27 protein-coding genes are annotated in these 26617 nt (G+C 61.0%); 11 read left to right on the forward strand and 16 right to left on the reverse strand.

Going from position 1 to position 26617, the window contains the following annotated elements:
* The first annotated feature begins 55 nt into the window (after positions 1–55).
* Positions 56–505, forward strand: coding sequence for a GlcG/HbpS family heme-binding protein (locus tag BMZ79_RS27955; RefSeq protein ID WP_256253182.1), 450 nt, complete (start codon positions 56–58; stop codon positions 503–505).
* A 132-nt stretch (positions 506–637) separates the two neighbouring features.
* Here BMZ79_RS27955 and BMZ79_RS27960 read toward each other — a convergent pair whose 3' ends face one another.
* Both BMZ79_RS27960 and BMZ79_RS27965 read right to left on the reverse strand, forming a co-directional pair.
* Positions 638–2158, reverse strand: a complete 1521-nt coding sequence (locus BMZ79_RS27960; RefSeq protein WP_090646924.1) for an ABC transporter substrate-binding protein — start codon at positions 2156–2158, stop codon at positions 638–640.
* 69 nt (positions 2159–2227) lie between these two features.
* The gene (locus BMZ79_RS27965) at positions 2228–2833 is read right to left on the reverse strand and encodes a TetR/AcrR family transcriptional regulator (RefSeq protein WP_090646926.1); all 606 of its coding nucleotides are present in this window, start codon (positions 2831–2833) and stop codon (positions 2228–2230) included.
* Positions 2834–3008: 175 nt separating this feature from the next.
* On the opposite strand from BMZ79_RS27965, the gene BMZ79_RS27970 reads away from it, so the two are divergent.
* On the forward strand, positions 3009–4214 hold the full coding sequence (locus BMZ79_RS27970) for an MFS transporter (RefSeq protein WP_090646929.1): 1206 nt from the start codon (positions 3009–3011) through the stop codon (positions 4212–4214).
* On the opposite strand, the gene BMZ79_RS27975 is transcribed toward BMZ79_RS27970, so the two are convergent.
* The 8 genes from BMZ79_RS27975 to BMZ79_RS28010 all read right to left on the reverse strand — a co-directional run bounded on the left by BMZ79_RS27975 (position 4211) and on the right by BMZ79_RS28010 (position 12922).
* Positions 4211–4795: a hypothetical protein gene (locus BMZ79_RS27975; protein ID WP_090646932.1), complete on the reverse strand. Its 585-nt coding sequence runs from the start codon at positions 4793–4795 to the stop codon at positions 4211–4213. The genes BMZ79_RS27970 and BMZ79_RS27975 overlap by 4 nt on opposite strands.
* Before the next feature lie 329 nt (positions 4796–5124).
* Positions 5125–5913 (reverse strand): GNAT family N-acetyltransferase, encoded by a 789-nt coding sequence (locus tag BMZ79_RS27980; protein ID WP_090646934.1) that lies wholly within the window; start codon positions 5911–5913, stop codon positions 5125–5127.
* 73 nt (positions 5914–5986) lie between these two features.
* A complete protein-coding gene (locus BMZ79_RS27985; protein WP_090646937.1) occupies positions 5987–6868 on the reverse strand; it encodes a LysR family transcriptional regulator in 882 nt (293 codons plus the stop codon).
* Between the two features lie 294 nt (positions 6869–7162).
* Positions 7163–8005 (reverse strand): hypothetical protein, encoded by an 843-nt coding sequence (locus BMZ79_RS27990; RefSeq protein WP_090646939.1) that lies wholly within the window; start codon positions 8003–8005, stop codon positions 7163–7165.
* 164 nt (positions 8006–8169) lie between these two features.
* Positions 8170–9267 carry a GerAB/ArcD/ProY family transporter gene (locus tag BMZ79_RS27995; RefSeq protein ID WP_090646942.1) on the reverse strand — a complete coding sequence of 366 codons (1098 nt, stop codon included), beginning with the start codon at positions 9265–9267 and terminating at the stop codon, positions 8170–8172.
* Positions 9264–10424 carry a Ger(x)C family spore germination protein gene (locus BMZ79_RS28000; RefSeq protein ID WP_177222382.1) on the reverse strand — a complete coding sequence of 387 codons (1161 nt, stop codon included), beginning with the start codon at positions 10422–10424 and terminating at the stop codon, positions 9264–9266. The genes BMZ79_RS27995 and BMZ79_RS28000 overlap by 4 nt, the downstream gene beginning before the upstream one ends.
* A complete protein-coding gene (locus BMZ79_RS28005; protein ID WP_090646947.1) occupies positions 10421–11818 on the reverse strand; it encodes a spore germination protein in 1398 nt (465 codons plus the stop codon). Before BMZ79_RS28005 ends, BMZ79_RS28000 begins: the two co-directional genes overlap by 4 nt.
* A gap of 237 nt (positions 11819–12055) precedes the next feature.
* Entirely contained in the window at positions 12056–12922 is an 867-nt protein-coding gene (locus BMZ79_RS28010) for a LysR family transcriptional regulator (RefSeq protein WP_090646950.1), read from the reverse strand.
* Between the two features lie 258 nt (positions 12923–13180).
* On the opposite strand from BMZ79_RS28010, the gene BMZ79_RS28015 reads away from it, so the two are divergent.
* Together BMZ79_RS28015 and BMZ79_RS34860 are read left to right on the forward strand one after the other, a co-directional pair.
* Positions 13181–13498: a putative quinol monooxygenase gene (locus BMZ79_RS28015; RefSeq protein ID WP_256253183.1), complete on the forward strand. Its 318-nt coding sequence runs from the start codon at positions 13181–13183 to the stop codon at positions 13496–13498.
* A 21-nt stretch (positions 13499–13519) separates the two neighbouring features.
* Positions 13520–14782, forward strand: coding sequence for a carbohydrate-binding protein (locus BMZ79_RS34860; RefSeq protein ID WP_218154815.1), 1263 nt, complete (start codon positions 13520–13522; stop codon positions 14780–14782).
* Between the two features lie 228 nt (positions 14783–15010).
* On the opposite strand, the gene BMZ79_RS28025 is transcribed toward BMZ79_RS34860, so the two are convergent.
* A complete protein-coding gene (locus BMZ79_RS28025; protein ID WP_090646953.1) occupies positions 15011–15895 on the reverse strand; it encodes an SDR family oxidoreductase in 885 nt (294 codons plus the stop codon).
* Positions 15896–16000: 105 nt separating this feature from the next.
* On the opposite strand from BMZ79_RS28025, the gene BMZ79_RS28030 reads away from it, so the two are divergent.
* The 6 genes from BMZ79_RS28030 to BMZ79_RS34540 all read left to right on the forward strand — a co-directional run bounded on the left by BMZ79_RS28030 (position 16001) and on the right by BMZ79_RS34540 (position 19732).
* A complete protein-coding gene (locus BMZ79_RS28030; RefSeq protein WP_090647047.1) occupies positions 16001–16429 on the forward strand; it encodes a MerR family transcriptional regulator in 429 nt (142 codons plus the stop codon).
* 341 nt (positions 16430–16770) lie between these two features.
* On the forward strand, positions 16771–16899 hold the full coding sequence (locus BMZ79_RS35375; RefSeq protein ID WP_256253184.1) for a hypothetical protein: 129 nt from the start codon (positions 16771–16773) through the stop codon (positions 16897–16899).
* Positions 16900–16954: 55 nt separating this feature from the next.
* Positions 16955–18310, forward strand: a complete 1356-nt coding sequence (locus BMZ79_RS28035; protein WP_090647049.1) for a cytochrome ubiquinol oxidase subunit I — start codon at positions 16955–16957, stop codon at positions 18308–18310.
* Complete coding sequence (locus tag BMZ79_RS28040) at positions 18307–19332, forward strand: cytochrome d ubiquinol oxidase subunit II (RefSeq protein ID WP_090646955.1); 1026 nt, start codon at positions 18307–18309, stop codon at positions 19330–19332. Before BMZ79_RS28035 ends, BMZ79_RS28040 begins: the two co-directional genes overlap by 4 nt.
* A 27-nt stretch (positions 19333–19359) precedes the next feature.
* Positions 19360–19467 carry a cytochrome bd oxidase small subunit CydS family protein gene (locus tag BMZ79_RS35715; RefSeq protein WP_371263813.1) on the forward strand — a complete coding sequence of 36 codons (108 nt, stop codon included), beginning with the start codon at positions 19360–19362 and terminating at the stop codon, positions 19465–19467.
* A 112-nt stretch (positions 19468–19579) separates the two neighbouring features.
* The gene (locus BMZ79_RS34540) at positions 19580–19732 is read left to right on the forward strand and encodes a DUF6254 family protein (RefSeq protein WP_177222383.1); all 153 of its coding nucleotides are present in this window, start codon (positions 19580–19582) and stop codon (positions 19730–19732) included.
* A 66-nt stretch (positions 19733–19798) separates the two neighbouring features.
* Here BMZ79_RS34540 and BMZ79_RS28045 read toward each other — a convergent pair whose 3' ends face one another.
* The gene (locus BMZ79_RS28045; RefSeq protein WP_090646958.1) at positions 19799–20878 is read right to left on the reverse strand and encodes a Gfo/Idh/MocA family protein; all 1080 of its coding nucleotides are present in this window, start codon (positions 20876–20878) and stop codon (positions 19799–19801) included.
* Between the two features lie 267 nt (positions 20879–21145).
* Between BMZ79_RS28045 and BMZ79_RS28050 the strand changes: the two genes are divergently transcribed.
* Positions 21146–21961: a helix-turn-helix domain-containing protein gene (locus tag BMZ79_RS28050; RefSeq protein WP_256253186.1), complete on the forward strand. Its 816-nt coding sequence runs from the start codon at positions 21146–21148 to the stop codon at positions 21959–21961.
* Between the two features lie 54 nt (positions 21962–22015).
* Here the strand turns inward: BMZ79_RS28050 and BMZ79_RS28055 are convergent, their stop codons facing one another.
* The 4 genes from BMZ79_RS28055 to BMZ79_RS28070 form a co-directional block, all read right to left on the reverse strand.
* Positions 22016–22780, reverse strand: a complete 765-nt coding sequence (locus tag BMZ79_RS28055) for a sugar phosphate isomerase/epimerase family protein (RefSeq protein ID WP_090646964.1) — start codon at positions 22778–22780, stop codon at positions 22016–22018.
* Between the two features lie 123 nt (positions 22781–22903).
* Positions 22904–23623 carry a response regulator transcription factor gene (locus BMZ79_RS28060; RefSeq protein WP_090646967.1) on the reverse strand — a complete coding sequence of 240 codons (720 nt, stop codon included), beginning with the start codon at positions 23621–23623 and terminating at the stop codon, positions 22904–22906.
* Positions 23624–23737: 114 nt separating this feature from the next.
* Positions 23738–25558: a two-component system histidine kinase PnpS gene (gene pnpS, locus BMZ79_RS28065; protein ID WP_090646970.1), complete on the reverse strand. Its 1821-nt coding sequence runs from the start codon at positions 25556–25558 to the stop codon at positions 23738–23740.
* 53 nt (positions 25559–25611) lie between these two features.
* The gene (locus tag BMZ79_RS28070; RefSeq protein ID WP_371263814.1) at positions 25612–26463 is read right to left on the reverse strand and encodes a bile acid:sodium symporter family protein; all 852 of its coding nucleotides are present in this window, start codon (positions 26461–26463) and stop codon (positions 25612–25614) included.
* Positions 26464–26617 lie beyond the last annotated feature (154 nt).

Here is a 26617-nt window from a genome sequence, read left to right on the forward strand (position 1 = left end):
TCATACATTGTAGGGTCAATGCCTATCAAGCCGTGAGAGAAGGAGCGTGCCACCGGTGAAACTGACGCTGGAAGTGGCGAAACGGATGCTGAACGAAGCGGAGCGCAAGGCGAAGGAGCTCGGCATTCTCGAAAATATCGCGATCGTGGACGACGGCGGCAATCTGCTCGCGTTCCATCGCATGGACGGGGCGCGGATCGGCGGCATACAGATCGCCGTCGACAAGGCGTGGACGGCGCTGGCCATGCAGACGCCGACGGCCGCGCTAAGCGAGACGGCCGTGCCGAACGGTCCGCAATTCGGCATCAACACGACCAACCAAGGCCGCATCGTCATCCTGAAGGGCGGCGTGCCGCTCGTCAAGAACGGCGAGCTGCTGGGCGCGATCGGCGTCAGCGGCAGCTCGGGCGACAACGACGTGCTGGTCGCGCAGGCCGCCGCCGCGCTGCTGCAAACGATGCCGCTTGCGCGGATCGGACAGTCCGCGCTGTCCGCGCCTTTATAAGCGCGCGCCCGATCGGCCGGGCGCGGCCGGGCCGGCGCGGTGCCGTACCGGTTTGGCGCGCCGCCTACGCCCCGGTACGCCCGGCCGCGTCCGCTTGCCGGCACCGACCGGCTGCGCGCCGTTCGCTTCGCGCTACTTGCCGCGCGCCGCGAGCCAGGCGTCCAGCTGCTTCTGCTTCTCCGCGACGATGGCGTCCATGCCGACCGACTTCAGCTCGGCGACGAACTGCGGCAAGTATTGGCCGGGATCGAGCACGCCGTTCTCCAGCCCGTTGACGTAGCGGGCTTTGACGGCTTCGACGGCCGCGTACGCCGTCCGGACGGGCTCGAGATTGAAATTAAAGCCGAAGGCGGACGACTTCACCGCCGCGTCGTTGAACGCCTTCTGCCGTTCCCAGATGTCCGCGGCGTCCGGCTCGAACGCTTTCGTCAAGAATTGGTTGCCCCACATCCAGCTCCACGTCGGGTTGTACGCGGCGTTCGCCGCCGTCACCCCGGCCGGGAAGCCGACGACGTTCCCCGCCTTCTCCGCGTAATGGACGCCCTGGATGCCGTACGACAGCAGGTTCAGCACGTCGGCGTCGGTGTACAGCAGCTCGAGAAGCATGGCGGCCCGCTCGGGATTGCGGGCGACGACCGGAATGCTCCACATGATGTTCGCCACCGTGGAAGTCGTCGCGATCGCCGGCGACAGATGCGCCGCGACCATCGCTTGTCCGACGGCGCGACCCTCCTTGTCCTCGTAGCCCGGCTTCATGCGCGCCATTTGGCCGGCCGCGACGCCGGTCTTGATCAGCACCTCGGGGCTGCTCTTGTTCGTGGACAGCCGATGCGGAACGGCCCCCAAAAGATACCATTTCCGGATCAGCGCGAGCGACCGCTTGTACGCTTCCGTCTCGTACATATCCACGACCTTGCCGCCTTCGTTGCGCGGCAGCACGCCGTTGTAATCGCCGAGCGAATCGAAATCGACCGGCGCCATCCCGTCGTAGATCGTCGCCCCCGCCTTCTCCGACGCCACGGCGGGCATCCGCTCGCCCTTCACGATCGTTTCGAAGATCGGCGTCAGCGCCGCGAAGCTCTTCGCCTTCGAGAGGTCGATGCGGTACTTGTCCGCGAGATCCTTGCGCATCATGTACCCGTAATCCGCCGCCCAATCGCGGATGCTCGGCACGGCGTACTGCTTGCCGTTTGCCTCCGTCGCCTCGCGGATGTCCGCCGGGACGGCCTTCGGCACGTCCGGGGCATAGCGGGCCAGCAGGTCCTCCAGCGGCAGCAGCTGCCCCCGCGACGCTTGCTCGTAGTAATCGAGCCAATCTCCCGTAATCATGAGATCCAGGCTGTCCCCGCCGGTAATGAGGATGTTCATTTTCTGGGCGTAGTCAGCCGCGTCCACCGGCACGAGCTTGACCGTGGCGTTGATTTTCGTCCGGAGCATCCAGTTCAGCGCTTCCTGCACCTTCCCCAAATCCTTCGTCGTGCCGACGTTCAGGCAGGCGACGGTCAGCTCGACGGGCGGCAGCTTCGCCGCGGCGTTGTCCGCCGCGTTCGCCGGCGCCCGCTTCGCGGCCGGAGCCGTCCCGCCGCAGGCGGTAGCCAGCAAAGCGCCGAGCAGCAGGACGTGGACAAGCGCGCCTCTTCGTAACCCGTTCATGTGCCATGCCTCCGAATCTCTCGTATGTAGATCATGCTTGCGGGTCTTGGCGCCTGAACGCCGGGTCGCTTACCTTCCGGACTTGTCCGAACGGCCGAGCGCGGCAAGGCCGCCGAATGCGGCTTCGACAAGCCGAGCGACTGCCGATTCGTCGAGCGGCTCCCCCGTGACGAGCAGCCGGTAGAAGAGCGGGCCGTAGACGACGTCCACGCCGAGCGCCGGATCCAGCCCCTCCCCCAGCTCTCCCCGGTCCGCGCCGCGCCGGATGATCGCGGCCGCCTCCTCCCGGCGCGGACGGATATACCGCGACCGGATCGCTTCGGCCAACACCGCGTCGACCTGCGCCTCGCCGATCAGCGCGGCGATGATCGCTCCTTCCGGGCTGACCATGAAGCGGCATAAATTCGCCGCGTGAAGACGCACGTCCTCGAGCACGCTGCCGGTATTCGGCACGGGCATTCGCTGCGCGGCCGCATCCAGAAAGCCGTCCATGACCACCGCCGCTTTATTGGGCCACCACTTGTAGATGGTCGCTTTGCTCACGCCGGCCCGCTCCGCGATCTTCTCGACCGTGACGTTCTTGAAGCCTTCCTGCAGCAGGAGCTCGTAGGAGGCGAGCAGGATCGCCTTTTGGGCGGCCCGATTCCGCGGCCGCCCTCGCTTCGTCTCCGTCATTGCGCGTCCCTCCTTTAGCCGAATAATGTCCATCCCTTAGTATAAACATTTTCGACGGCGCGATAAAGAACGCTCGCCTATTTACAAAACGATACGTACAGTATATATTTATCTCATTCAATATCTAAACGCCTCGTTCAGTAATTGAGTCGCGGAAAAGAAAGGATGAGCACGCATGAAGAATACGAAACCCTTGCGCCGCGGACACGAAAACCGGCTATCCGCCGCCTTGACGGTTCTGCTGGCGGCGGCATGCGGCATGGTCGCGGCGAACCTCTATTATTCGCAAACGCTTGTCGGTCCGATCGGCGAAGCGCTCGGCATGCCGCCCGGAGCCGCGGGGCTTATTGTAACCATTACGCAGATCGGTTATGTCGTCGGCCTGCTCTTCGTCGTGCCGCTCAGCGACATGCTCCCGAATCGCCGGCTGATCGTCTCGCTGCTCGGGTTCCTCGTCGTCGCGCTGGCCGCGGCGTCCTTGGCCGCCGGTTCGTTCCTGTTTCTGGCGGCATCGCTCGCGACCGGGCTCGGAGCCGTCGTCGCGCAAATTCTGGTGCCCTTCGCCGCTTATCTGTCCGCGGAGGAGCAGCGGGGCCGCGCGGTCGGCAACGTCATGAGCGGCCTGCTGCTCGGCATCATGCTGGCCCGGCCCGCCGCGAGCCTGATCGCCGGCCTCTGGGGCTGGCAGGCAATCTTCGCCCTGTCGGCCGGGCTGATGGCGCTGCTCGCCGTCGTGCTGGCGCGTCTGCTGCCCGAACGGCGGCCGGCGAAAAGCCTGCGCTACGGGCAGCTGACGGCTTCGCTCCTCGCGCTGTTCCGCGGCACGCCGCCGCTGCGGCGCCGCGCGTTCTACCAGGCCAGCCTGTTCGGGGCGTTCAGCCTGTTCTGGACGACGGTGCCCCTGCGGCTCGCGGACGAATACGGCCTGTCCCAGCAAGGCATCGCGCTCTTCGCGCTCGTCGGCGTGGCGGGCGCCGCGGCGGCCCCGATCGCGGGACGATTGGCGGATCGCGGCCGTTCCCGGGCGCTGACGCTCGGCGCGATCGCGACCGCCGTCCTGTCTTTCGCGGCGGCCGCCCTCGTTCACGGCCGGTCGCACGCGTCGCTCGCGCTGCTGCTGCTCGCCGCCATCGCGCTCGATATGGCCGTCTCCGGCAATTTGGTGATCGGACAGCGGGCGATCTATGCATTGGGCAATGAAACGCGCGGCAGGCTGAACGGCCTGTTCATGGCGATCTTCTTCCTCGGAGGCGCCGCGGGATCGTTCCTCGGCGGATGGACGTACGCCCACGGCGGCTGGACGGCGGCCGCTTGGATCGGCGCTCTGCTGCCGTTCCTCGCGCTCGTCTATTTTATGACCGAATCCAGGTCGGCGGCTTAAGCAGGCGCCGCGCCGGGCTTGGCGCCGTCAAGCGTCCCGATCAGGTTCAGCCGGTCGAGCCGTTCCAGCTCGATCCGCAGCTTGGCCTGCTCTTCTTTCCGTTCCGCGGCCAGATTCTCGAAGAACTCTTTGTCCGCCTGCATCCGGCGTTCCTGAAGCACGAAGTCCGTGATGTCCTCCGAAACCGCGAGCACGCCGAGCGCGTCGCCTTCGCCGTTCAGGATCGGCGCCGTGTTCCAGACCGAGATCATGCGGTGGCCGTCCTCCCGGACGAATTCCAGCACCTCGTCGAGCACGTCCGCCTTCCGGCGGCCCGAACGCTGCATCGGCATTTCGCCGGCCGACAGCTCGGTCCGGTTCCGGTACACGGTTACCTTCGGGGGATGGACGGATGAATGGAAAAAGTCTCCGCCCGACGATACCCGCAGCATCCGGGAGGCTTTCCGGTTATGCAGGATTTTCTTGCAGAGCGGATCGGTCGCGATGGATACGCCTCCGGGTGATTCGTTGAAGATATCCCAATACTTGGACGGTATATTGAAAGCATCAGCCTGACCGGTATCGGCGGGTTGCCGTGCCATAACCTCGAATCCCTCCTGCTAGCGTCTTAAGCGTCGGTTCGCGAGTTCCTGGAGCGAATGCGAGCATGAGTAGTCATTTCCATGTTTCCCGCGCGTACACCTTCATGCCGCCCGTAAAATCCTAATAAAATTGAATCCTCGGCAATGAATGTCGCCGTCCGGCGACGACTTCCGGCATTCGTCCCGTCCCCGGCAAGGCGATTGGCCGGCCTCCGAGCGCATGCGGGCTTTCGCGCTCATGCGTTCAACGCAAAAAAGCCGCCATGCGGCGGCTTGTCGGAACGGCTTCTTCGATTGTCGCTTGTTTGCGTATCTACAGCCGGCGCCTTTTAGCCTAAGTAGATGCCGATCGCGACATCGGCGCCGAAGCCGAGCGACCGGTACACGCCTTCCCCCATCCTGCTCGATTGCAGCACGGCAAGCCGCGCGCCGGCGGCTTGTCCTTCGCGCAAGGCATGCGCCGTCAGCGCGGTTCCGAGGCCTCTGCGCCGATAGCCGTCCAACGTGGCTACGTTGTAGATGCCGATCGTCTCCCCGTCCCGGAACGCGGTCGCCGCCGCGGCGGGCCGGCCGTCCGCGAAGCCGACGTAATGCCGGAACGCGGGGTGCCGGCCCATGGCGGCCGCTTCGTTGATCCGTACGAGCACGTCCGCGGCTTCTCCGTGAAATCCGAACCTATCCGGAACGATTTCCCGGAACCACGCCATCTCCGCCCGCGTGCGGATCGGCCGGACCGTAAAGCCGGGAATCGCCGGGCCTTCGTACGTCCAGCCTGCCAAGGAAAGCGACATGCCCGATACCTCGTCGACCTTGTCCAGTCCATGGGCCGCCAAGGCTTCCGCCAAGCTCGCGGCGCCCGGGTCGTGCGGCCAGGTCAGCCACGTGAACGGCACCTTGCGCGCCCGGTAACGCTCCGAGAGGCGTCCGACGTCGTCCAGGACGTCTTCGGGCGAGGTCCCCGAATAGGCAAGGACGCGGTTGTATACGGGATGCGGCAGATCGGACTGGTGGCGGATCGCCCTTGGCGTCCGCTCGAAAACAATCCGCGGACAAACGCCGCTCATGCGTTCCCGCATGGCGATCATATTTTGCTTGATGCGTTCTTGGATGCTCGTCATGCTTAACCTCGCTTTATGGGATCGCGTCCGCCTGCTTCCCCGGATGTGCCGGCGGCGACGCGCGCACTCTACGTCAGTCCTCGTTTTGTTCGCGAATGTGTTTGATGAACGCGTTGATGTCGAGGACGTGCTTATGCTTGGACTTGAAGCCGATCAGCAGCTCGTTGCGGACCAGCATATGCTCGAACAACGTCCGCCACCTCCGCTCCGCCGCGCCGGGCTGCCTGAGCAGATAGGTCGGAAGCAGGCTCACCCCCGCGCCTTCCGCGACCGCCCGCAAGATCAAATGCAGGCTCGGAATGACATGCACCGGGTTAATGACCGGGCCCGTATTGAAGAACTCCTTCCAATACCTGCGGATGATCGGCAGCTCGAGGCCGTAGCTGATCCATCGCTGCTCCGCCAGCCACCGTTCCATCTCTTCCGTCCGCGCGAATTCCGGTACCGCCGTGTCCGAAGGCGCAACGAGCACGAAGCGTTCTTCCATCAGCCGCACGTATTCGATGCCGGGGGTCGCAAGCTTCTTGTCCGTAATGATGATATCCACGCGGTCTTCTTTAAGGAGCTCCAGCAAGTGACCGGCATCCCCGAAGTACGTGACGGTATTCCATTCCATCCCGGACAGATGCGCCATCACGCTCTCGGTGAACAGCTCGTGCGTCGTTCCGATTTTGATCGTCTTCATGGTCGGGGACAAATGCAATTTCAATTCCATCGTCTTCTCTTCCAAGGACTCGATATGAGGCGCGAGATGCGCGTACAGCTGCTTGCCCCGTTCGGTCGGAACCAGCTTGCGCGTCGTTCGCGTGAACAGCCGTTCGCCGACCTCGGCTTCCAGGGACGCGAGGTGCTGGCTCAGCGCCGGCTGCGTCATGATCCGGGTCTTCGCGGCTTCCGACACCGAATTGTGCTTATAAATGGCGATGAAGCTTCGGTACCATTCGAAATCGACCATAGCGGCTCCTTCCTTCTTGAATCGCAGACCCACTCTCCTGATTGTAAAGTTTGCTCACATCGACAACAAATTACGAAATAAAGGGCCGCCTATAAATTCATTTATCAAAACGCCGGCAAGCCTTCTCGATGTAGCCTACCGTACCATCGCGAAGCGGCGGTTTGTACTACCGTTCTGTTGGGTGGGCCATAACCCGCCGTTATGGGGAGCGGCCGCCTGAAGAGGCGCGAACGTCAAACGGGCAAAAAAAAAACCTTGAAGGACGATCCTTCAAGGTTCGGCGTCTGCGGCCGGTCAAGCCTGCGGGAGCACATAATTCGGGCGCACGTACAGTCGCGTAAATCCCGCCCGGTGGTAGTTGCCGTAAGATTTGTTCTTATGCTCTTCGCCTTCGGACGGTTGCCCGGTCTCGGCGGTGAAGCCGGATACGCCCGCCGCGATGCCGTCCGCGATCCGCCGCTCGATCAGCGCGTTCTGCGCCCCGCGGCCGCGGTACTCGGCCAACGTCGCATCGACGCCGAGCCACGCCCAGCCGCCGTCGATGAACATCGCTCCGCAAGCGACGGGCACGTCGCCGTCGTACGCCGCGTAGACGTTCCATTTCGGTCGTCCGGCCAAGGCGGACTGCCAGTCGGCGACCGCCGCGGGCAGCCCGAATCCGGCTTGCACGACTTGGCCGAAGTGCGCGGCGTCCTCCGGACGAACGAGCTTCACCTCAAGCGCCGTCGGATTCGGATGGCCTTCCGCGGGACCCGACCCCCGGTAATATTTCGCCCAGCCGTTGCCGGCACGCCTATAACCGCGGGCTTCCAGCGACTGCGGCAGCCCTTCCGGGCGCGCGGTCGGCGCGAGCTGCAGGGCATGCGACGGAACGGCATGCTCCTTCATCCAGGCGATGGCCCGCTCCAGCTCGTCTTCGCTTGCGGGCTCGTCGATGCCTAAGCCGAGCACCCGATTGAACTCCGCGATCGGCGTCCCGCGGTCCGCGAGGCCGATGGCCGTTCGCAATCGTTGGAAAGCGATCTTCGTGCGTTGGACGATCGCGGCGGGAGCGGCGGCGTACATGTCGAACCACGCCTCGCGCTCGACCTGTTCGATCGCAAGATGGACATCGCGAACAAAGCCGGTATTCTTCATGGGTTTCTCTCCTTTTGCGTCTATGGACTGGCCTGCTGCGGATCCCGGATCCGCACGTTGCTTAGTGTAAGGGTCCGTCGCATCGACAACAAATCACAAAATCACGGAGAGGCTATAAGTTTATTTATGCATGTCCCGCAAGCGGCCCGGCCCTTCGGCTCGGTCTACTGCCCCTCCGGGGCGAGCGTCCGGCCTCTGGCCATGCTGACGAGCAATAAGAGCAGCGGAAGCGCGACGATGAAGATCGGGAAAATATACGGGATCCAGACGAAGGTCGCATAATCCAAGATGCCGATGACATTGGCGGGTACCAAGGAAATCGCGAAGATCGCGGCCGCCACGAATCCGATCATGACCCGCCAGTTCTTCACGCCGAATAATTGGGCCGTGCCGTAGCTGTTGATGAACAAGTACATGGCCAGCTTCACGAAGACGCTGAAAATCCAGATGAACATGATCCATACGTCCATATTTTGAACGAATTCCAGATAATTGATAAAGCGAACCATGCTGAAATACGGAAAGACCAGGGTCGACCCGATGTTCGTTCCGAAGGTCATGATCACCATGACGGACGTCACGACGGCGATCAGCGACGGAATGCAGATCGCGAGCAGCGCCGGCTTCAGCATCTTCTTGGAATTGGCGATGAAGGGCGTCAGCATCATGATCATCATGGATTCCCCGAGGAACGACGCGTTCACCAGCGAACCTTTCAGAATGGACAACGCCCCGGAATCCGCATAGACGGGCAGCAGCAGATCGACGTGCAAATTGGTGACGTTCAAGCTAAACGTCACCAGGATGCCCGCCAGGAGCAGCGGACCGGCCAACTCGCTGAAACGGGCGATCGCTTCGACGCTGCCGGCGTAATTGATGTACGTCATGGCGGCGACCATGAGAAACGCGATGAGCCAAATCGGCGTGTCGTGAAAGAGATACTGCTTAATGAACAAGGAGAAGATGCGCAGGATATCCGCGGAGACCGAAAACCAGACCGCGATGTACAGCGCGCCGATCAGCCAGCCGATCCACTTCCCGGCGAGCTTTTGCGCGAACTCCACCAGCGTCAGCGAATCATGCCGCTGACTGACCAGGATCAGGATCAGCGTCACGAACAGTCCGATGACGCCGGCCACCGCCAGCGAAATCCAGGCGTCCTGCCTGGCCGTCTCGATCGTCGGCGCCACGGTCAGCCAGATGCTCATCGAAATTTCCAGGGTCGTAAACATCCAAAACAATTGCCAAGGCGAAATCTTCATGCGCGGTCTCCTATTCCCGGGATGCGCTTGCCGATCCCGCCCGTGTTCTGGATTTTCAGTTTGACCGTGACCGTCACCTCGACGGCCGGAAACAATTGGTCCCACTTGTCCCGGAGCTTCTTCCACTCGTACGGATGCTCGCGGTGAACTTCTTCGCCGATGCCGAACACGTCCTGCCCGTACTGGAGCTGCACCTTCTTAATCGTGGCTTCGACCTGCTTGGCTTTGATGGCGTTCAGCTTGCGTTCCAGCGGAATCCGCTCGGAGGAGGCGGAGATGTCGATATTCGTGTTGTTTTCGAGCACCCTTCCGGTCCCCTCCAGCTTCACGAAGGCTTTCAGCCGGTTGCCGTCGATTTGGGTGCGGATCGATTTTTTCAAGTTGGATTCGTACAGCGAGACGGTGCCTCCCCCCGTTTCCTCCGTCAGAAATTGATTGTTGAGCACCCCCTTGACCCAAAACAACTCGAGCGATTCGCGGCCGGTCACTTCTCCGACCATCTGGAGCTTCCGATTGAAGATCGCGACGGATTTCACTTCGAGGATCTCGTTCTTCTCTTGCCGGTTCTTCGGCGAGATCTCCACCATCGGCATGGAGGGCCGGATGCCGTCCCGCCCGACGTCCAGCAGGACGTCCCGCAAGGCCGTGTCCCCCAAGCGGCAAAACCGGTCTTGATCGACGGCCACGATCGCCGAAAACTGGTTGAACGGACTGTTGATCTCGAGCACGTCCCGTCCCTCGCCGTTGTTCACGACGAAGATATCCGTCCGCATCCGCGTATCGGTATTGCGCGTGAATTGGTCCATCACGTCGAGGATGCCCTTGCGCGCAAGCCGTTCGCCGATGAAGATGGACCGGCGGTGCCCGAGAAAAATTCTCCGGGGCAGCTTGTCCTGCACCTGCTGCTCCAAGTCGACGATCGAGGAACCGGAGGCCGATATGACGATGTTGGCCCGCTGTCCGCTGCCCGCGCCCTCGCGTGGGCTCTTGAACCCGGCCGGCACGGCGATCTGCGCGCTTTTCTTCAGTTTGCCGTCCTCCGACAAGTCCAGCCCCGTGCCGATCCAGAAGGCGTAATCGTTGATTTCGTTCCGGTCCCAGCAGCCGGAGAGGCAGAGAAGAACGGCCAGGCAACCGGCGGCGCGCAGACGCTTCATGGCTTTTTGGGCGCCGGCACGAAGCGTTTGTTCATGCGCATCAGCGAGTCCTTCCATAGGTTTTTCCCGATCGGCGCGACGGGCTTCAAGTACGGCATGCCGAACGACTTGAGCGTGACCAGATGAATCATGATGAACATGATGCCGATCGCCACGCCGTACAGTCCCAGGAAGCCGCCCGCGATCAGCAGCGGAAACCGCAGGATGCGGAACGGCAGCGCCAGGCTGTAGCTGGGAAACGCGAACGACGCGATGCCCGTTCCGGCCACGATCATGACGATCGGGGCGGAGATGAAGCCCGCTTGGACGGCCGCCTCCCCGATGACCAGCGCGCCGACGATGCTGACGGCCGAACCGATCGCCTTGGGCAGGCGAAGTCCCGCTTCCCGCAGCCCCTCGAACATCAGCTCCATGATCAGCGTTTCGATGACGGTCGGAAACGGAATGCCTTCCCGGGAGGCCGAGATGCTCAGCATCAACGCCAGCGGGATCATCTGCGGATGGAACGTCGTCAGCGCGACGTAGATGGAAGGCAGCAAACAGGACAGCATGGCGAGCAGCAGCCGCAGGACGCGGACGGCCGAGACGTAGATGAAGCGCTCGTAATGGTCTTCCGCCGCTTGAAGTCCCGCCCAGAACGTCATGGGCAGCAGCAGCGCATTGGGAGAGCCGTCGACGATGATGGCGACCCGCCCGGCCAGCAAGCTCGCGCAGACGGTGTCCGGGCGTTCCGTGTTTTGAAGCTGCGGGAACAGGGACAGCCTGCGGTCCTCGATGTATTCTTCGATATACCCGGAATCCAGCAGCTGATTCGTATTCATCGTCTGAAGCCGGCGCCGGACCTCCTGAAGCAGCCCGGGCTTGACCACGTCCTCGATATAGGCGACGACGAACTCCGTATTGGTCAGCTCGCCCGCTTGATGCCGCTCGAACTTCAAGCTCGGGTGGCTGATTTTGCGCCGAATCAGGCTGAGGTTCGTCTTGAGATCCTCGGTAAAACCTTCGCGCGGTCCGCGAATGGCGGCTTCATTGGAAGGTTCGGCGATGGCGCGCTGCTTGAACGCGGTCAGCTCCGCCAGATAGGCCACCGGCCGGCCGTCCAAAAAAATGGCCGTGCAGCCTTTCAACACTTTGGCGACGACCTCCGACAAGCGCGTGACGCTCTCGTACTGCGTCAGCCGATCGAAGTCGCGGCTAAGCATGCAGGTCGATATGATCTGCTCCAATTTATTCGAATCCGTCAGCTCGTCGATATAGACGAGCAGCAGCTCGGCGCGATCCGGGAGCTTCAGCGGCCTGAACACGATGTCCGCGCAATGATGAAAAACGCGGCGCAGCGCATCGTGATTGATCCCGACGCGCGCGTCCACATTCAAAGGAAGGCTCGATTCCATGCTGTTTACCACCTTATGCCAACTCTCTGTCCTTAACTTGTTCGGATTGCACCCCCTTTATACTCTTTCGCCGCGCCGCCGGGCGCGACGCCGGCGTGCCCGCGACGGGCGGCCGCCCCGCCCCGTCAAGCCCCGTCGGCCTGCCCCGCGAACGCAACAAAAAGGCAGCCCCGTTCGCGATGACGGCGGCTGCCCGAGGGATGATCCATGAATGAACGCGCGGACGGGCGGCCTGGATCACGGGTTGAAAATAAAGCCGAGCAGCCGCTTGCTGACGGATTCGTCGCGCGTGATGACCGAGATTTGACGATGCGATTCGAAGTCCTGGATGGGGATCGCTTTCATCGTCGGCTTCATCTGGTTGATGAAGATGGCCGGCAGAATGGAGATGCCCAGATTGGCATGGATGAAGCCCAAGATGCTTTGGCCCAGCTCGATTTCAAGCGCGACGTTCAGCTGCTCGCCTCTTGCGGCGAACGCCTCTTCGACCAGCATCCGCACGTCGCAGCCGTCCGGCAGCATGACGAAGGTTTCCTGCTTGATCTCGTCGAACGATACTTCGTCCCTGCTCCCGTACAAGGGATGATTGTTGTTCACGAACAGAAAGAACGGCTCCGTAAACGCGGGGGTCGAATGATACGCGTGCTTCACGCCCCGGTCGTCGAAAAAAGCGGCGTCGAGAATGCCGTTATCCAGATGCGTCAAAAAATCATGAAAGCAATAAAAGACGCGGATTTTGATCTCCAGCTTCGTGGTCGCCTGCCGGTTGCCGGCAATGCGGGCGGGCAGAAATATCGTGGCGACGCTCGGCCAGGAACCGATCGTGAGGTCGACCTTGCCCTCGTCCTGCATGAGCGCGATCTCCCGCTTCATCGCGTTCATTTCGTTCGCGATGACCTTGCTTCGTTCAAGCAGAATCTGGCCGGCGGGCGTCAGACTCACGCCCACGGACGAACGCGTCAACAGCTGCGCCCCGAGCTCCGTCTCCAAATTGCGGATTTGCTTGCTCAGCGCAGGCTGGCTGATATGCAAGGATTCGCTGGCTTTCGTCAAGCTCTTCGTCTCCGCCGTTTGCCGAAAAGCCTCCAACCATTCCATCCTCATGTTCATCCCCCCTAACTTTGCGTTATTCCCCACCAAACATAGCGGTAGTACAATCCGCGGATTCGGAGTGTTACAGTATGGCTACCGCAGGATGCGTTGCTTGATGCCGCGCGCTGCAAAATCATATTTTCGAGGAGGCGCATAACGGTGACGACGCAGCCGAGGAAGATATTCGCCGGTCCGGGTATCGCGCATGAATAGTAGGCTTCCCCGCGAAGGTCCGCCTATGCGTTCGAGCCCGTATCCGCGGCCGTCTCCATGGAAATGAAAGAGGAGATCTTCATGGAAACCATTACGATCGTCGCCCTGCTGAAGGGCCGGGAAGGATATGCGGCGCAGCTTCGGGAGGTCTTGCTCAAGCTCGGGGCAAGCTCGCGCGCCGAAGAAGGCTGCTTGACGTATGTGCTGCATGAAAGCCGGGCCTATCCGGAACAGTTCGTGTTATATGAAGCGTGGAAGAACGAAGCGGCGCTAGCCGAGCATCTTGCCTCTTCGCATTATCGGGCCTACCGCCGCGCCGCGAAGACATTCATCGATCGCCGGGACGTGTACCGTTTAAACACGCTATCCAATTAACCCGCCCAGGAGGACACCGCCATGACAACGATGACCGCGACAACGATGAACCCGACCGAACTCACGCCCGTCCAACTCGACAATATGACCATGAACGGCGATTTTATCGAAGCGGTCTACCGGCCTTACGGAACCGTGGAGCATGGTTGGACCACCTCGCAGTCGGTCGTCTGGAATACGAACGGCGTCGCGTATGCCCCCGGGCAGTCGGCGGTCGTGAAATCCGGACAATTCGGCCGCGGCTACGTAATCGGCACGCGCGGCGCGGCCGGCAAGGTCGAGTACGAGGTGCCGTCCGCGGACCGTTCGGCGCCGCAGGACGTCGTCGAGGGCGTCGGTATGGGAGCCGATCTGGCTCCGCAGTCGCTGTACATGGACCAGAAGCGGATAAGAAACGGCGGCGAGACCGTCGTGACCGATGCGCCGATTCCCGGCAGAGTCGAAGCCGAACAATACAGCGCCATGAGCGGCGTGCAGACCGAGAACGCGAAGGATGCCGGCGGCGGTTTGAACGTCGGCTGGATCGATGCGGGCGATTGGATGGACTACGCCGTGAATGTCGCCGCCGCGGGGACGTATAAGGTCGAGCTGCGCGTGGCGAGTCAAGCCGATACCGGATCGATTCAGCTGAGGATCGGCGATACCACGGTCAGCACGATTGCCGTGCCGAATACGGGCGGCTGGCAGGAATGGCAGACGGTGAGCGCCGAAGCGAGGCTCGGCGAGGGCCGGAATACGCTGCGCGTCTACGCTGCCGGGCCGGGCTTCAACTTGAATTGGCTGCAATTCACGGAACAAAAGCCCGCCAACGAGCAGCCTCCCGCGCAACAGCCCGTTACGCAGCAGCCTCCGGCGAATCTGTTAACGAACCCCGGATTCGAAACGGGGAATCTGGAGGGTTGGACGGAGTGGCATGGCGCCTCCGGCTTGGCGTGCAAAGCGGATGCCGACAAACCGCGCACGGGCGGCTATAAGCTGACGCATTGGCTGGCCGGAGCGTATCAGCAGCTGACGTCCCAGTCGCTGGCCGTTCCGAACGGCGTCTATACCGTCAGCGTCTGGGCCAGATCGGGCGGCGGACAGAAGGCGCTGCATCTCTTCGCGAAGAATTACGGAGCAGCGGAAGTTCAGGCGGTTATCGGGAGCCGCCCCGTCGCCGATTACGCGAAATACGCGATCGATAACGTCCGCGTTACGAACGGCCGAATCGAGATCGGCGTCTGGAGCGACGCGAACGCGGGCAACTGGGCGGCGTTCGACGATTTCGAGCTGATACGAAACTAAATCGCCTCGCTCCGATCGGATGCTTCCGCCCGCCCAGCAGCCCGCGATTCAAGTCCATCATTTAGCCCCGCCTTTTTTATTAGGAGATGAAACAGCAGCAGCCAAGGACGAGACAAAGGTCCGAGTCTGCTGCTGTTTTATTGAACGCTTGCGCTCCGCTATCTCCATGCACGAGTCGGACAGAACTTTGTGCCGGGCGTAGGTTGAATGAAATTACCCGCTAGGCGTTCAGTCTTTGAAATAGTGACCCCGTTCAAGGTCCGAGATCAATGAAGCGTGCTCGGGCCGCCAGCCAAAGCGTTCCCGAGTCAGTGCGCTTGAAGCCGGATTGTCGACAGACGCGGCGAAGGAAAGCCAGCCGAAGTGACCGGCTGCTTCTTCCTGCGAAATACTGACCACCGGCAGGTTCAGGCGGCGACCGATGATGGCCGCGATATCGCGGAGCGGAACACCCTCGTCGCCCACCGCGTGCAGCCGTGCGCCACCCGGCGCGTCTTCTACCGCCAGACGGAAGAGACGCGCCGCATCGAGGCGATGCACGGCCGGCCACCGGTTGGATCCGTCGCCGATGTAGGCGGAGACGCCTTTGGCGCGGGCGATCTCGATCAGGGTCGGGAGGAAGCCATAATCGCCCGGACCGTGCACGGATGGCGAAAGACGGACGATGGATGACCGCACCCCGCGCTTAACCGTTGCCATCGCCGCCTCTTCGGATTGCCGGTGCGCAGTCGGCATCGCCGCGTCCTCTTCCGTACCGAGGCGTCCCGGTGCGAGCATAAGCGTCCCGGAGGTGACCACGAATGGTTTGCCGGACCCCTCAAGCGCTTCTCCGATCGCTTCGATCGCCAGCCTGTCGGTCTCGGCGGCGGCCGCAAAGTTCGAGAAGTCGTGAATGAAGGCCAGGTGAATGACGCCGTCCGCAGCAGCGGCGCCCCTGCGCAGACTGTCGAGATCGTCGAGAGTGCCATGATGCACGTCCGCTCCCGCCGCTGTCAATGCCGCGGCAGACTTGTCTGAACGGGCAAGACCTACAACCCGATGCCCTGCATCGCTAAGTTCGCGGACGACGGCGGAACCGATGAAGCCCGTAGCTCCCGTAACAAAAATTCGCATGATGAAGTCCTCCTCTAAATGAATAGGATTGCTTACAAGGGTAAGGATAAAGTATGGAGTGCACTCGATAGCAACACCGTTCGAATCGATGGTATACTAAAGATTATGGAAACCAATTTCTCAAGCAAACAGGTGTCTGAAAAGACGGGGCTAAGCATCCATACCTTGCGATACTATGAGCAAATCGGATTAATCGACGGCATAGAACGGGACGAAAATGGATACCGCAAGTATTCGCAGTCCGATATCGTCTGGTTCCAGGTGTTAAGCTACTTTCGAGCGATGGGGATGCCCATTCGGGAGATGCTGGAGTTTTTCGCCTTGAACGATAATCAAGTCTCCCCGATAACGGCTCGGCGCGAATTCATGGAAACGTATCGCATGAAGGTGATCGATCAAATGAAGGAACTTGAACAGACGCTGGAGAAAGTCGATGATAAAATCCTATTTTTCAAAAATCTAGAGGAATCCGATAAGCTGCAAAAGAACCCGGTAAAGGACGCCAGAGCAAGCCGGGCACGTTTGAGGAGCTAGTCCGGACGCATGAAAAGGAGCTGCCGCGGCAGCTCCTTTTCATGCGTTTTATCATTTTATCTTGCGGCTCAAGCTGTCCCATTGATCATGAACGCGCTTGACCTGAACCTCGACGCGATCCGCATGAATCAAGTTCATATGTCGCTTCCATTGTTGATCCCGCTAACAACCTTTCTTTTCCGTCTCCACCTTCCTTCTTGTCGATATTGTGAAATAAATCACAACATTCAACTCCCCGTCACAAATATTGTGAAATAAATCACAACAGTCGTTTATAATAACCGTATACAGGTTAACGTTACCAGTACCCACCAATTCCGAACAGAGGGAAGGGATGCCGCATGGCCCGAGAACCGCGTTCCGGGAAAGAACGCAACCGCATCGCCAAACAAGAAAAACGACTGATCGTGCTCTGTATCTTCGTCTCCGCCGTCATGCTGCTGTCCCTGTCCCGTTATCTGTTCGAATGACGAGCATGGTTCGGCAAAACGTTCGTTATCATACCAAGCTTTGGGAGGGATCATGATGCTGCTCAGCGGTTACGATCCGGTCATGTACAGCCGGTTGCTCACGGGTCTTACGCTTGCGTTCCATATTATCTTCGCGACGATCGGCGTCGGCGTGCCCCTGATGATCGCGCTCGCAGAATGGATCGGCATCAAGCGGAACGACGATCATTACCTGCTCCTCGCCCGCCGATGGGCGCGCGGCTTCGTCATTACGGTCGCCGTCGGCGTCGTGACGGGCACCGCCATCGGCCTGCAGCTCAGCCTGCTCTGGCCGACCTTCATGCGGGTCGCGGGACAATCGATCGCGCTGCCGTTGTTCATGGAGACGTTCGCCTTCTTCTTCGAGGCGATCTTCCTCGGCATTTATTTATACACGTGGGAACGGTTCAAGAAAAAAACGACGCATCTGCTGCTCCTCATCCCGGTCGTCCTCGGCTCGTCCGCGTCGGCTTGCTTCATTACCATCGTCAACGCGTTCATGAACGCGCCGGCGGGCGTCAAGGTGGAAGGCGGCAAGATCGTCGACATCTCCCCGTTCGGCGCCATGCTGAGTCCGGCCATGCCGACGAAGGTGTCGCACGTGCTCGTCACCGCGTACGTGACCTGCGCCTTCGTGCTGGCCGCCATCGCCGCATGGTCGCTCCTGAAGGGGCGCAATCATGTCTATTATAAGAAGGCGCTCAAGCTGACCATGACGTCCGCCTTCGTCTTCATCCTCGCCAGCGCGGTCATCGGCGACCTGTCGGGCAAGTACTTGGCCAAGTACCAGCCGGAGAAGCTCGCGGCGATGGAATGGCACTTCGATACGACGAAGCAGGCGCCGCTCGTGCTCGGCGGCATCCTGACGGACGACAACGAGATTAAGTACGGCCTCAAAATCCCGTTCGCGCTCAGCATTCTCGCCCATGGGCTGCCCAATGCGGAAGTGACCGGCCTGAACGACATTCCGGAAGACGAACATCCGCCGCTCTACATCCACTACCTGTTCGATCTGAAAATGGCGTTCGTGGCCGTCATGGTCGTCATCTCCGGCGCCTTCATGCTGCTGCTCTACCGCAAGCGGGACGCGGTCTTCCGGAACAAGTGGCTGCTCCGCGGCATCATTCTCGCGGCGCCGCTCGCGATGGCCACGATCGAGCACGGCTGGATCTTCTCCGAGATCGGCCGCCAGCCGTGGCTGCTCCGCGGCATCATGCGCACGTCGGAAGGCGCGACGGCATCGGAGCACGTCGACTCGATGCTCGTCGTGTTCGCCCTGCTGTACGTCGTGCTCGGCGTCTCCGCGGTCACGGTGCTCATCCGCATGTTCCGCAGCAACCGGGCGGAAGACGAAATCGCCGCGAAAGGCTTTAAAGGAGGCGACGGGCTGTGAGCTACGAACTGCTCGGCATTACCGTCCTTTGGACGTTCCTGTTCGGCTATCTGATCGTCGCCTCCATCGACTTCGGCGCCGGCTTCTTCAACTACTACAGCGCCGTCACCGGCAAGCAGCATTTGATCAACGGCATCATCCAGCGGTACCTCTCGCCGGTGTGGGAAGTCACGAACGTGTTCCTGGTCTTCTTCTTCGTCGGCATCGTCGGCTTCTTCCCGGACACGGCGTATTACTACGGCACCGCCCTGCTCGTGCCGGGCAGCGTCGCGATTATTTTGCTCGCGATCCGCGGTTCCTATTACGCGTTCAACACGTACGGCACGAACAATAACAATCGCTTCTATATGCTCCTCTACGGCGCGAGCGGCCTGCTCATTCCCGCTTCGCTGTCGACGGTCATGACGATCTCGGAAGGCGGCTACATCGCGGAGAACGCCTCCGGCAAGCTCACCTTCCTGTACGGCAAGCTGTTCTCGTCGACGTATTCGTGGACGGTCGTGCTGCTCGCGCTCGTCAGCGTGCTGTACATTTCGGCGATGTTTCTGAGCTACTACGCCGACCGGGCGAACGACCGCGGCGCGTTCGAGGTCGTCCGCAAGTACGCGCTCGCCTGGAGCGGCCCGACCATTTTGTGCAGCCTGCTCGTCTTCTTCGCGATCCGCCGGCACAATCCCGTCCACTTCGGGCAAATGGAGCATTTCGCCTGGATGTTCGTCTTGTCGTTCGCCTGCTTCCTCGTGGCCGTCTACCTGGTCTGGACGCGCAAGCGGCTCGGCCTCGCGTTCGTCTTCGTCATGCTGCAGTTCGGCTTCGCGTTCTACGGCTACGGCGCCGGCCATATGCCGTACGTGCTATACCCGTACTTGACGATCCACGATAACTTCACGAGCGAGCCGATGGCGATCGCGCTCATCGCGGTATTCATTCTCGGCCTGCTGCTGCTCGTGCCGTCGCTGTACCTGCTCATGCGCCTGTTCCTGTTCGACACGAAGTACGTGCAGGGCAAGCGAGGCAAATAACCGATAACCGATTCGGAGGAGACCGCCATGATCGAAAAGTTTCTCATCTTCGTCGCCCCGTTCCTTGTCCTCTTGCTGTCCGTCGGCTTCTTGTTCTGGTGGGGCGCGCGCAAGCCGAAGACGGACCGCGCGTGATGAACCGGCGCGCTTCCGCGCACACTAAGGCATGCCGCCGCCGACGCAGCCAGCAAGTAAACAAGACGCTGCGGGCCGCGCGGACAACCCAGCATGCAAAGGAGCGCGCGCTATGACGTCACCCAAGAACCGCCGCGAGAACGCGTGGAAGAGCCGCAAGCAGAACCAGAAGCCGCACGGCGAGGTCAAGTCGCTCGCCGAGCTGTCGGACGAAGCGTCCTCCGGCGTCGCCGGCTACGTGAACGCCCGCACGGACGGCGACTGACCGACTGACGCACAAAAAAGCCCAAGGCGCAATCGCCTTGGGCTCCTTCTTTCGGCAGGGCCGATCTTATTCGAAGTAAACCGCTTTGCCCGTACGGGACGACTCGTAGATAGCTTCCAGGATTTCGGAAACGACGAGCGCTTGCTCCGGTTTAACGAACGTTTCTTTGTCGTTCAGCACGGCATCGATCCACCAAGCCGCTTCCAGCACTTCGGCTGTTTCGCTCGCGCCTTCGTAGAAAGCAACGCCGCCGCTGTTCAGCTCGATGTTCTTGACGTACAGACGGCTGTTCTCTTCGCCGTTGATGCGAAGGCCGTTCTTCATGTCGGCGCCGGCTTTCGTGCCGCTCAGGGACACTTTCGCTTCGTCGACTTCCAGGGAGTTCAGCGCCCAGCTGGATTCGAGGATAACGGTCGCGCCGTTTTTCATCGTGATCATCGCGAACGCGGAATCTTCGACCGTGAATTTCGCCGGATCCCAAGGACCCCAAGCGTTAGCGGCATTCTCGGTTTGGGACAGCTTGTGGTACGCGCGGCCGAGAACGACCTGCGGCTCGTAGTTGTCCATCATCCAGAGAACGAGGTCAAGCGCGTGCGTGCCGATATCGATCAGCGGGCCGCCGCCTTGTTTTTCTTCGTCCAGGAATACGCCCCACGTCGGAACCGCGCGGCGACGGATCGCGTGCGCTTTCGCGAAGTAGATTTCGCCCAGCTCGCCTGCGTCGACCGCTTGCTTCAGGTAGCGGCTGTCGGCACGGTAACGGTTGTTGTAGCCGATGCTGAGTTTTTTGCCGGTGCGCTTAGCGGCTTCCAACATTTTGCGGGCGTCGGCTGCCGTTTTGGCCATCGGCTTCTCGCACAGCACGTGCTTGCCGGCTTCCAGCGCGTCGATGGAGATGACGGCGTGGGAATCGTTCGGCGTGCAGACGTGGATGACGTCGATGGACGCGTCTTTCAGCATTTCTTTGTAATCACTATATACTTTAGATTCTTCATTGCCGTATTTTTCTTTCGCTTGCTCGGCTTTCTCGACGATGATATCGCAGAAAGCCACGATTTCGGCTTCTTTCACTTGCGCCAAGCTTGGAAGATGTTTGCCGTTGGCGATACCGCCGCAGCCGATAATACCTACGCGAGCCTTTGCCATTAAATTTCTACCTCCATAAGTCGGGAAATGATATACTTTGTAGTATGCGCGTTGACGTACCGTCCTGCACCCGAAGCTCCGGCTGCCGCGTTCCGCTTGCCGGCTTCCGAGCCGGGACGCATGCTAGAACTAGTATAGTGCAAGACTTGTCCAAAAATATAGGCGCTTTAATGGCCTGCTTTTATGTGATTTTGCTGTCGAAGGGATGGTACCGTGGAATTCTACAATGAGAAGGTCGTTTATGAAAACCCTCTATTGTCGATAAAAGTGTTTCAAGCCCAACGGAATAGCGACTTGTTCATCAATTGGCATTACCACCGGGAAATCGAACTGCTGCTCGTCCTCGGCGGCGAGCTCGACCTCAATATCGAAGAAGAAGCCGTCCGCCTCGGCAGCGGCGACATCGCGCTCATCGGCTCCAGGCAGCTCCACCGCGACCGCAGCGTGAGCAATCCCGTCGACTACATCGTGCTGCAGTTCGACCTGGAGCAGTTCATCGACCAGAGCTCCATGCCGTACATGCGGTTCTTCTCGGAAACGAAAAACCCGCTCAGCCGCGCGAATTATATCTTCCGCGACAACGAAGCCGCCCGCGCCGAGGCCTCCGCCTGCATTACCGAGATTCACCGGGAGGTCACCTCCAAGCAAAACGGCTACGAGCTCGCCGTCAGCATGCTGATCAAGAAGATGCTGCTGCTGCTCATCCGCAACGACGCGAAGCGCGTGCTGGCGGATCACGACGATTTCGACCGCGCGCGCCTGCGGAGCGTCATCGACTACGTGGAGGAGCACTTGACCGACCGCATTCAGGTCGAGGAAGTGTCCAAGCTGGCGAACATGAGCTATTACTATTTCGTCAAATTTTTCAAGAAGGCGATCGGCCTGTCCTTCACCGAATACGTCAATTACCGCAAGATCAAATGGGCGGAGCGGATCCTGCTCACGAAGGATCTCAGCATCTCCGAGGTCGGGGACCGCATCGGCATGCCGAACATGGCGCATTTTTATAAAATGTTCAAAAAATACAACGACTGCTCGCCGAAGCAGTTTCAGAAAAAAATGCTCGAATGGAATCGAATCTAACTCGAATCGCATCTATCCGCTTCCTGCAGGAGAACGTTCCGCCGCGGCCCGCGCTCAGCCGAAATTGCGCTTCATGAACGCCAGGCCCGCTTCCAGCTCCCGCTCCGGCTCCCGCACCGTGCACTCCGCCGAGATCGTCCCGCCGTAGCCGGCCGCCTTCAGCCGCGCGGCGAACTCCTCGTAAGGGTACGTCCCCGTGCCGGGCGACAACCGGCCCGTGTCCGCCAGATGGACGTGCGCCAGCCAATCCCGGTTCCGCTCCAGCGTTTCCAATGCCTCGCCTTCCTCGTCCATATGGTAGAAATCGGCCAGCACCCGCACCGGGCCGCGGTTGATTTGCTTCGCCAGGGCGACCGCCTCGTCCACGCTGTTCACGATATTGCTTTCCTTCCGGTTCAACGGCTCGACCGCGAGCGTCAAGCCCGCGCCTTGAAATTCGTCCGCGATCGCGTCCAGCGTACTCAGCAGCTGCTCCTCCCCCCGCGCGGGTTCCCAGCCTTCCGGCAGGCTGCGCGACCTTCCGCTGCCCAGCACGACCGTGCGGGCGCCGATCCGGTGCAGCGCCTCGGCCGTCCCATGCACGTACCGCCTCACCCGCTCCGCGTCGCGCTCCGGCCCGACGAGCTTCAAGTCCCCGGGGAAAAAAATGCTGAACACGCTGACGGGAAGCGGACTTTCCAGGTACGCGGGCAGCGCCCGGCGGCATGCCGCCGGATCCTCCACGTTCAGCGATACCACCGTGCATTCGATGAAATCAAAGCCGAGCAGGCGCATCCGTTCCGCGTCCTCGATGCCTCTGCACCATCCATAGGAAATCATGTCCCGACACCTCCTAGAGTATGTACACCGCCCATCGTACCATTAATTGGCACCCTGCAGTAGGCATGAACGGGACGCGCTTCCATAAAATCGTGACAAATACGCAAAAAAAAGAACGAATCATCAATTCGATGATCCGAGCTTCTTGGGCATGACGAGCTTATAGCCGACGCCGCGGATGGATTCGATCTCGACCGACTGCTGGCCGAGCTCCAGCTTCTTGCGCAGGGAGCTGACGTGCACGTCGACCGTCCGCTGGCCGCCGATGTAATCGAAGCCCCAGACGACGTTCATGAGATCGTCGCGGGTAATGACCATCCCCGGACGCTGGACGAGGTACAGCAGCACCTCGAATTCCTTCGGCCGGAGCGGCACCGTCTCGCCGTTCAGGATGACTTCGTAGCGTTCCGGATAAATCGACAGATCGCCGGCCGTAATGACCTTGTCCGTCGATTCCGTCACCTTGCTCTCGTCGTGTCCCGTCCGGCGCAGCACCGCGGATACGCGGGCCAGCAGCTCCGCGACGCCGAACGGCTTCGTCATGTAATCGTCCGCGCCGCGCTTCAGCCCCTGCACGACTTCCTCTTCCGCGTTGCGCGCCGTAAGCACGATGACGGGCGTTCGGTTGCCGTTCTGGCGCAGGCGGGATAAAATCTCAAACCCGTTCATGCCGGGCAGCATTATATCTAAAATAATTAAATCGAACGAACGCTGCAGCGCCACCTGCAAGCCTTCCGCTCCATGGTCGATCACGGTCGTATCGTAGCCTTCTTGCGACAGGTTGTACGAAAGCAGTCTTGCCAATGTCGGCTCGTCCTCGATGACCAACACTTTTTGTGTCATGGTGACCCCCCGGCTACCACGCTGATTCCAATCAACATGGATTTTCACGTTCTTTTACACTATCATAGCATTGTTTCCGCCGCAGGGTAAACCCCCGTCCGGCCGAGCCGCCCGCTATTGCAGCACGGGGAGCTCGATGGTGAAGGTCGACCCGATGCCGACCCGGCTCTCGACGGTGATCGTGCCTTTGTGCAATTCCACCAAATGCTTGACGATGGAAAGCCCGAGGCCCGTGCCGCCGGAGCTCCGCGACCTGGCTTTGTCGACGCGGTAGAACCGCTCGAAGATGCGCGGCAGGTCCTTCTTCGGAATCCCCATGCCCGTGTCGGAGATATGGATGCGGATATGCTCGTAATTTTCCTGGCCTTCGTCGTCGAACGACAGGTTCGGGTCGTGTACGGGCTCCACCGTAATCGACACGCTGCCGCCTTCCGACGTGTACGCGATGCCGTTGGCCAGCAGGTTCATGACGATCTGCCGCAGCCGGTCCTCGTCCGCCTCCACGTACAGCCCCGGTTCGACCCGGGCCGTGACGCGAATCTGCTTGCGCACCGCCTCGGCGCTCATCAGCTCGATGGTCTTGTACACGAACGGGGACAGCTCGATCGGCGAGAACTGCAGCGGCACGCGGCGGGATTCGATCTTGGACAGCTCCAGGATGTCTCCGATCAGCCGGTTGAGCCGATCGCTCTCGTCGTAGATGATCTGCAGGAACGACCGCGCCAGCTCGGGATCGTCGACCGCCCCGCCGAGCAGCGTCTCGGCGAAGCCCTTGACCGCCGTCACCGGCGTCTTCAGCTCGTGCGAGACGTTCGCCACGAATTCGCTGCGCATCCGCTCGAGCCTGCGGATCGCCGTCACGTCCTGCAGGACGAGCAGCACGCCGCCGAACTCCCCGTTATGCTCGTTATCCTCGAAGATCGGCACCAAGTTGAGATCCAGCAGCCGCTCCTCCGGAAAATAAAACGTCACCTCGTCGCGCAAATGCTCCCGGCGCTCGAGCGCCTCCTGAATGATCTGCGACAGCTCGTACTGCTGCTTCGCGGAGGCGTAGTGCTGGCCGACCAGCTCCCGCGCGGAGAAGCCGAGCACTTCCTCCGCCATCCGGTTCAGCAGCACGATCTTGCCGCCGGCATCGATCATGACGACGCCGTTGATCATGTTGTCGAGCACGCTCGCGAGCTGCTGCTCGTTCTGGTGAATCCGCGTCATCTGCACCTGCAGCCCTTCGGCCATCGCGTTGATCGCCTGGCCGAGCTCACCGATTTCGTCGCTGCTCTTAACGGCGACCCGGGCGCGGTAATCCAGGTTCTTGATCCGCTTCGATACCTTCGTGATCTGCTCGAGCGGGCGGGTCAGGCCGCGCGCCACGCGATAGCTGATCAGCGCCGCGAGGACGAAGAGCACGACCAGCCCGAGCAGCAGCGCCACCCAGATGCGCTTGACGCTCTCGTCCGCCTTCTCCAGGCTGAGCGCCAGCCGGATGATATCCGAATTCGGATCGTCCGCTTTCACTTTCATCGCGACGTACAGCAGGTTCTGCTTGATCGTGTCGCTGTAGCGGGTCGTCCGGCCGATGCCGTCCCGCTTCGCCTCCAGTACTTCCTTGCGCGTCGAATGGTTGTCCATCGTGCGCGGATCGTGATCGGAATCGCCCAGCACGACGCCGTCGCTGCGGATGAACGTGATCCGGGTATCCGTAATGTCCTTCAAATGCTTCGCTTCATTCGTGTAATAATCGTACAGCTCGTCCGGGCTGCCCTGCTTCCAATCCATTTCGTCCAGGATGATCTTCATTTCCCGGACCATGTTATCCTGCAGCGCCTCCAAGTGGTTGTCCCGGTAAGTCTTGCCCATGAATAGTCCTGCGGCCAACACCGCGAGTCCGATCATCGCGATCAGAATCAGGGTCAGCCGCGTGCGAAAGCTGCTCATTGCTCTGTCTCAACTCCCAAGGCCGTTTCCTTCATCCCCAATCGTACTTCCACTTAGCCTTCGACGCCAGCCGTTGTTTTATGAAGCTTTTGTAAAACGTAATGGTGCACGGTGGCCAGCGGCTGCTGGATCAATATCGACAGCACGACCGGGACGGCCGTCAGCGGGCTGAAGTAGCCCATCGCGAGCACGATCCCGAGAGAGATGTTGCGCATGCCCGTCGCGTACGAGACGGTGATCTGCAGCTCCCGGTCCCGGTACGGCATCGTGCCGAAATAACCGATCGCGTAGCAGAGGCCCACCATCGCGAGCGACAGCGGCACGAGCCGCAGCAGGTCGCCGCCCAGCTGCTCCGCGTACGGCGCGATGGCCGCCGCGTTCAGCAGCACGACGGCGACGAAGCAGAGCTTGGAGACCGGCGCCGCGAACGGCTTGACCGCGTGCTGGATCCGGCCCTTGCTCAGCTCGTACAAGGTTACGCCGATGATCGTCGGCACGACGATGATGAGCAGCAGGTCGCGGATCATGTCGCCGGTGTCGGTCTTCACCGCCTGATGGAAGAGCAGCCGGATGCCGCCGGGCACGACGATCGGGCTGAGCGCCGAGTCGATGACGACCATCGCCAGCATGAGCGGGATGCTGCCGCCGGACAGCCCGACCCACAGCACGGTCGACACGCCGAGCGGAATGATCGTGAACAGCACCATTCCCACGACGTACGGCGACTCCGGGCCGAAGAACAGCGCGCCGACGCCGTACGCGACGAGCGGCGACAGCACGTGCGCGATGAGGAACGTCAGCACGAGCACGCCCGGCCGGCGGACGACCGTCCGCAGCTGCCCGAGGCCGCAGCCGATCGCCATCGTCAGCGTGACGTACGCGAACAGATACGGCACGGCCGGCACGAAGCGCTGAAGCGGCCCGGAAAAAAAGAACCCCAGGACAAGGGATCCCGGGATAATGAGGAACATCCATTGTTCAAACCTTGCGTTAAAGGCGAGTCCGAAGCTGCGCATTGGCGCTAGACATCCCTTTCTTCTCCGGCCGCGCGGGCAGGGG

The sequence above is a fragment of the Paenibacillus sp. UNC496MF genome (genome assembly GCF_900113915.1).
Taxonomy (GTDB): domain Bacteria; phylum Bacillota; class Bacilli; order Paenibacillales; family Paenibacillaceae; genus Paenibacillus_Z; species Paenibacillus_Z artemisiicola.

Bases quoted from the DNA above. Each gene is read 5' to 3' on its own strand.
- BMZ79_RS27960 (WP_090646924.1), bottom strand. From the start codon at position 2,158: ATGAACGGGTTACGAAGAGGCGCGCTTGTCCACGTCCTGCTGCTCGGC.
- BMZ79_RS27965 (WP_090646926.1), bottom strand. From the start codon at position 2,833: ATGACGGAGACGAAGCGAGGGCGGCCGCGGAATCGGGCCGCCCAAAAG.
- BMZ79_RS27970 (WP_090646929.1), top strand. From the start codon at position 3,009: ATGAAGAATACGAAACCCTTGCGCCGCGGACACGAAAACCGGCTATCC.
- BMZ79_RS27975 (WP_090646932.1), bottom strand. From the start codon at position 4,795: ATGGCACGGCAACCCGCCGATACCGGTCAGGCTGATGCTTTCAATATA.
- BMZ79_RS27980 (WP_090646934.1), bottom strand. From the start codon at position 5,913: ATGACGAGCATCCAAGAACGCATCAAGCAAAATATGATCGCCATGCGG.
- BMZ79_RS27985 (WP_090646937.1), bottom strand. From the start codon at position 6,868: ATGGTCGATTTCGAATGGTACCGAAGCTTCATCGCCATTTATAAGCAC.
- BMZ79_RS27990 (WP_090646939.1), bottom strand. From the start codon at position 8,005: ATGAAGAATACCGGCTTTGTTCGCGATGTCCATCTTGCGATCGAACAG.
- BMZ79_RS27995 (WP_090646942.1), bottom strand. From the start codon at position 9,267: ATGAAGATTTCGCCTTGGCAATTGTTTTGGATGTTTACGACCCTGGAA.
- BMZ79_RS28000 (WP_177222382.1), bottom strand. From the start codon at position 10,424: ATGAAGCGTCTGCGCGCCGCCGGTTGCCTGGCCGTTCTTCTCTGCCTC.
- BMZ79_RS28005 (WP_090646947.1), bottom strand. From the start codon at position 11,818: ATGGAATCGAGCCTTCCTTTGAATGTGGACGCGCGCGTCGGGATCAAT.
- BMZ79_RS28010 (WP_090646950.1), bottom strand. From the start codon at position 12,922: ATGAGGATGGAATGGTTGGAGGCTTTTCGGCAAACGGCGGAGACGAAG.
- BMZ79_RS28015 (WP_256253183.1), top strand. From the start codon at position 13,181: ATGGAAATGAAAGAGGAGATCTTCATGGAAACCATTACGATCGTCGCC.
- BMZ79_RS34860 (WP_218154815.1), top strand. From the start codon at position 13,520: ATGACAACGATGACCGCGACAACGATGAACCCGACCGAACTCACGCCC.
- BMZ79_RS28025 (WP_090646953.1), bottom strand. From the start codon at position 15,895: ATGCGAATTTTTGTTACGGGAGCTACGGGCTTCATCGGTTCCGCCGTC.
- BMZ79_RS28030 (WP_090647047.1), top strand. From the start codon at position 16,001: ATGGAAACCAATTTCTCAAGCAAACAGGTGTCTGAAAAGACGGGGCTA.
- BMZ79_RS35375 (WP_256253184.1), top strand. From the start codon at position 16,771: ATGGCCCGAGAACCGCGTTCCGGGAAAGAACGCAACCGCATCGCCAAA.
- BMZ79_RS28035 (WP_090647049.1), top strand. From the start codon at position 16,955: ATGCTGCTCAGCGGTTACGATCCGGTCATGTACAGCCGGTTGCTCACG.
- BMZ79_RS35715 (WP_371263813.1), top strand. From the start codon at position 19,360: ATGATCGAAAAGTTTCTCATCTTCGTCGCCCCGTTCCTTGTCCTCTTG.
- BMZ79_RS34540 (WP_177222383.1), top strand. From the start codon at position 19,580: ATGACGTCACCCAAGAACCGCCGCGAGAACGCGTGGAAGAGCCGCAAG.
- BMZ79_RS28045 (WP_090646958.1), bottom strand. From the start codon at position 20,878: ATGGCAAAGGCTCGCGTAGGTATTATCGGCTGCGGCGGTATCGCCAAC.
- BMZ79_RS28055 (WP_090646964.1), bottom strand. From the start codon at position 22,780: ATGATTTCCTATGGATGGTGCAGAGGCATCGAGGACGCGGAACGGATG.
- BMZ79_RS28060 (WP_090646967.1), bottom strand. From the start codon at position 23,623: ATGACACAAAAAGTGTTGGTCATCGAGGACGAGCCGACATTGGCAAGA.
- pnpS (WP_090646970.1), bottom strand. From the start codon at position 25,558: ATGAGCAGCTTTCGCACGCGGCTGACCCTGATTCTGATCGCGATGATC.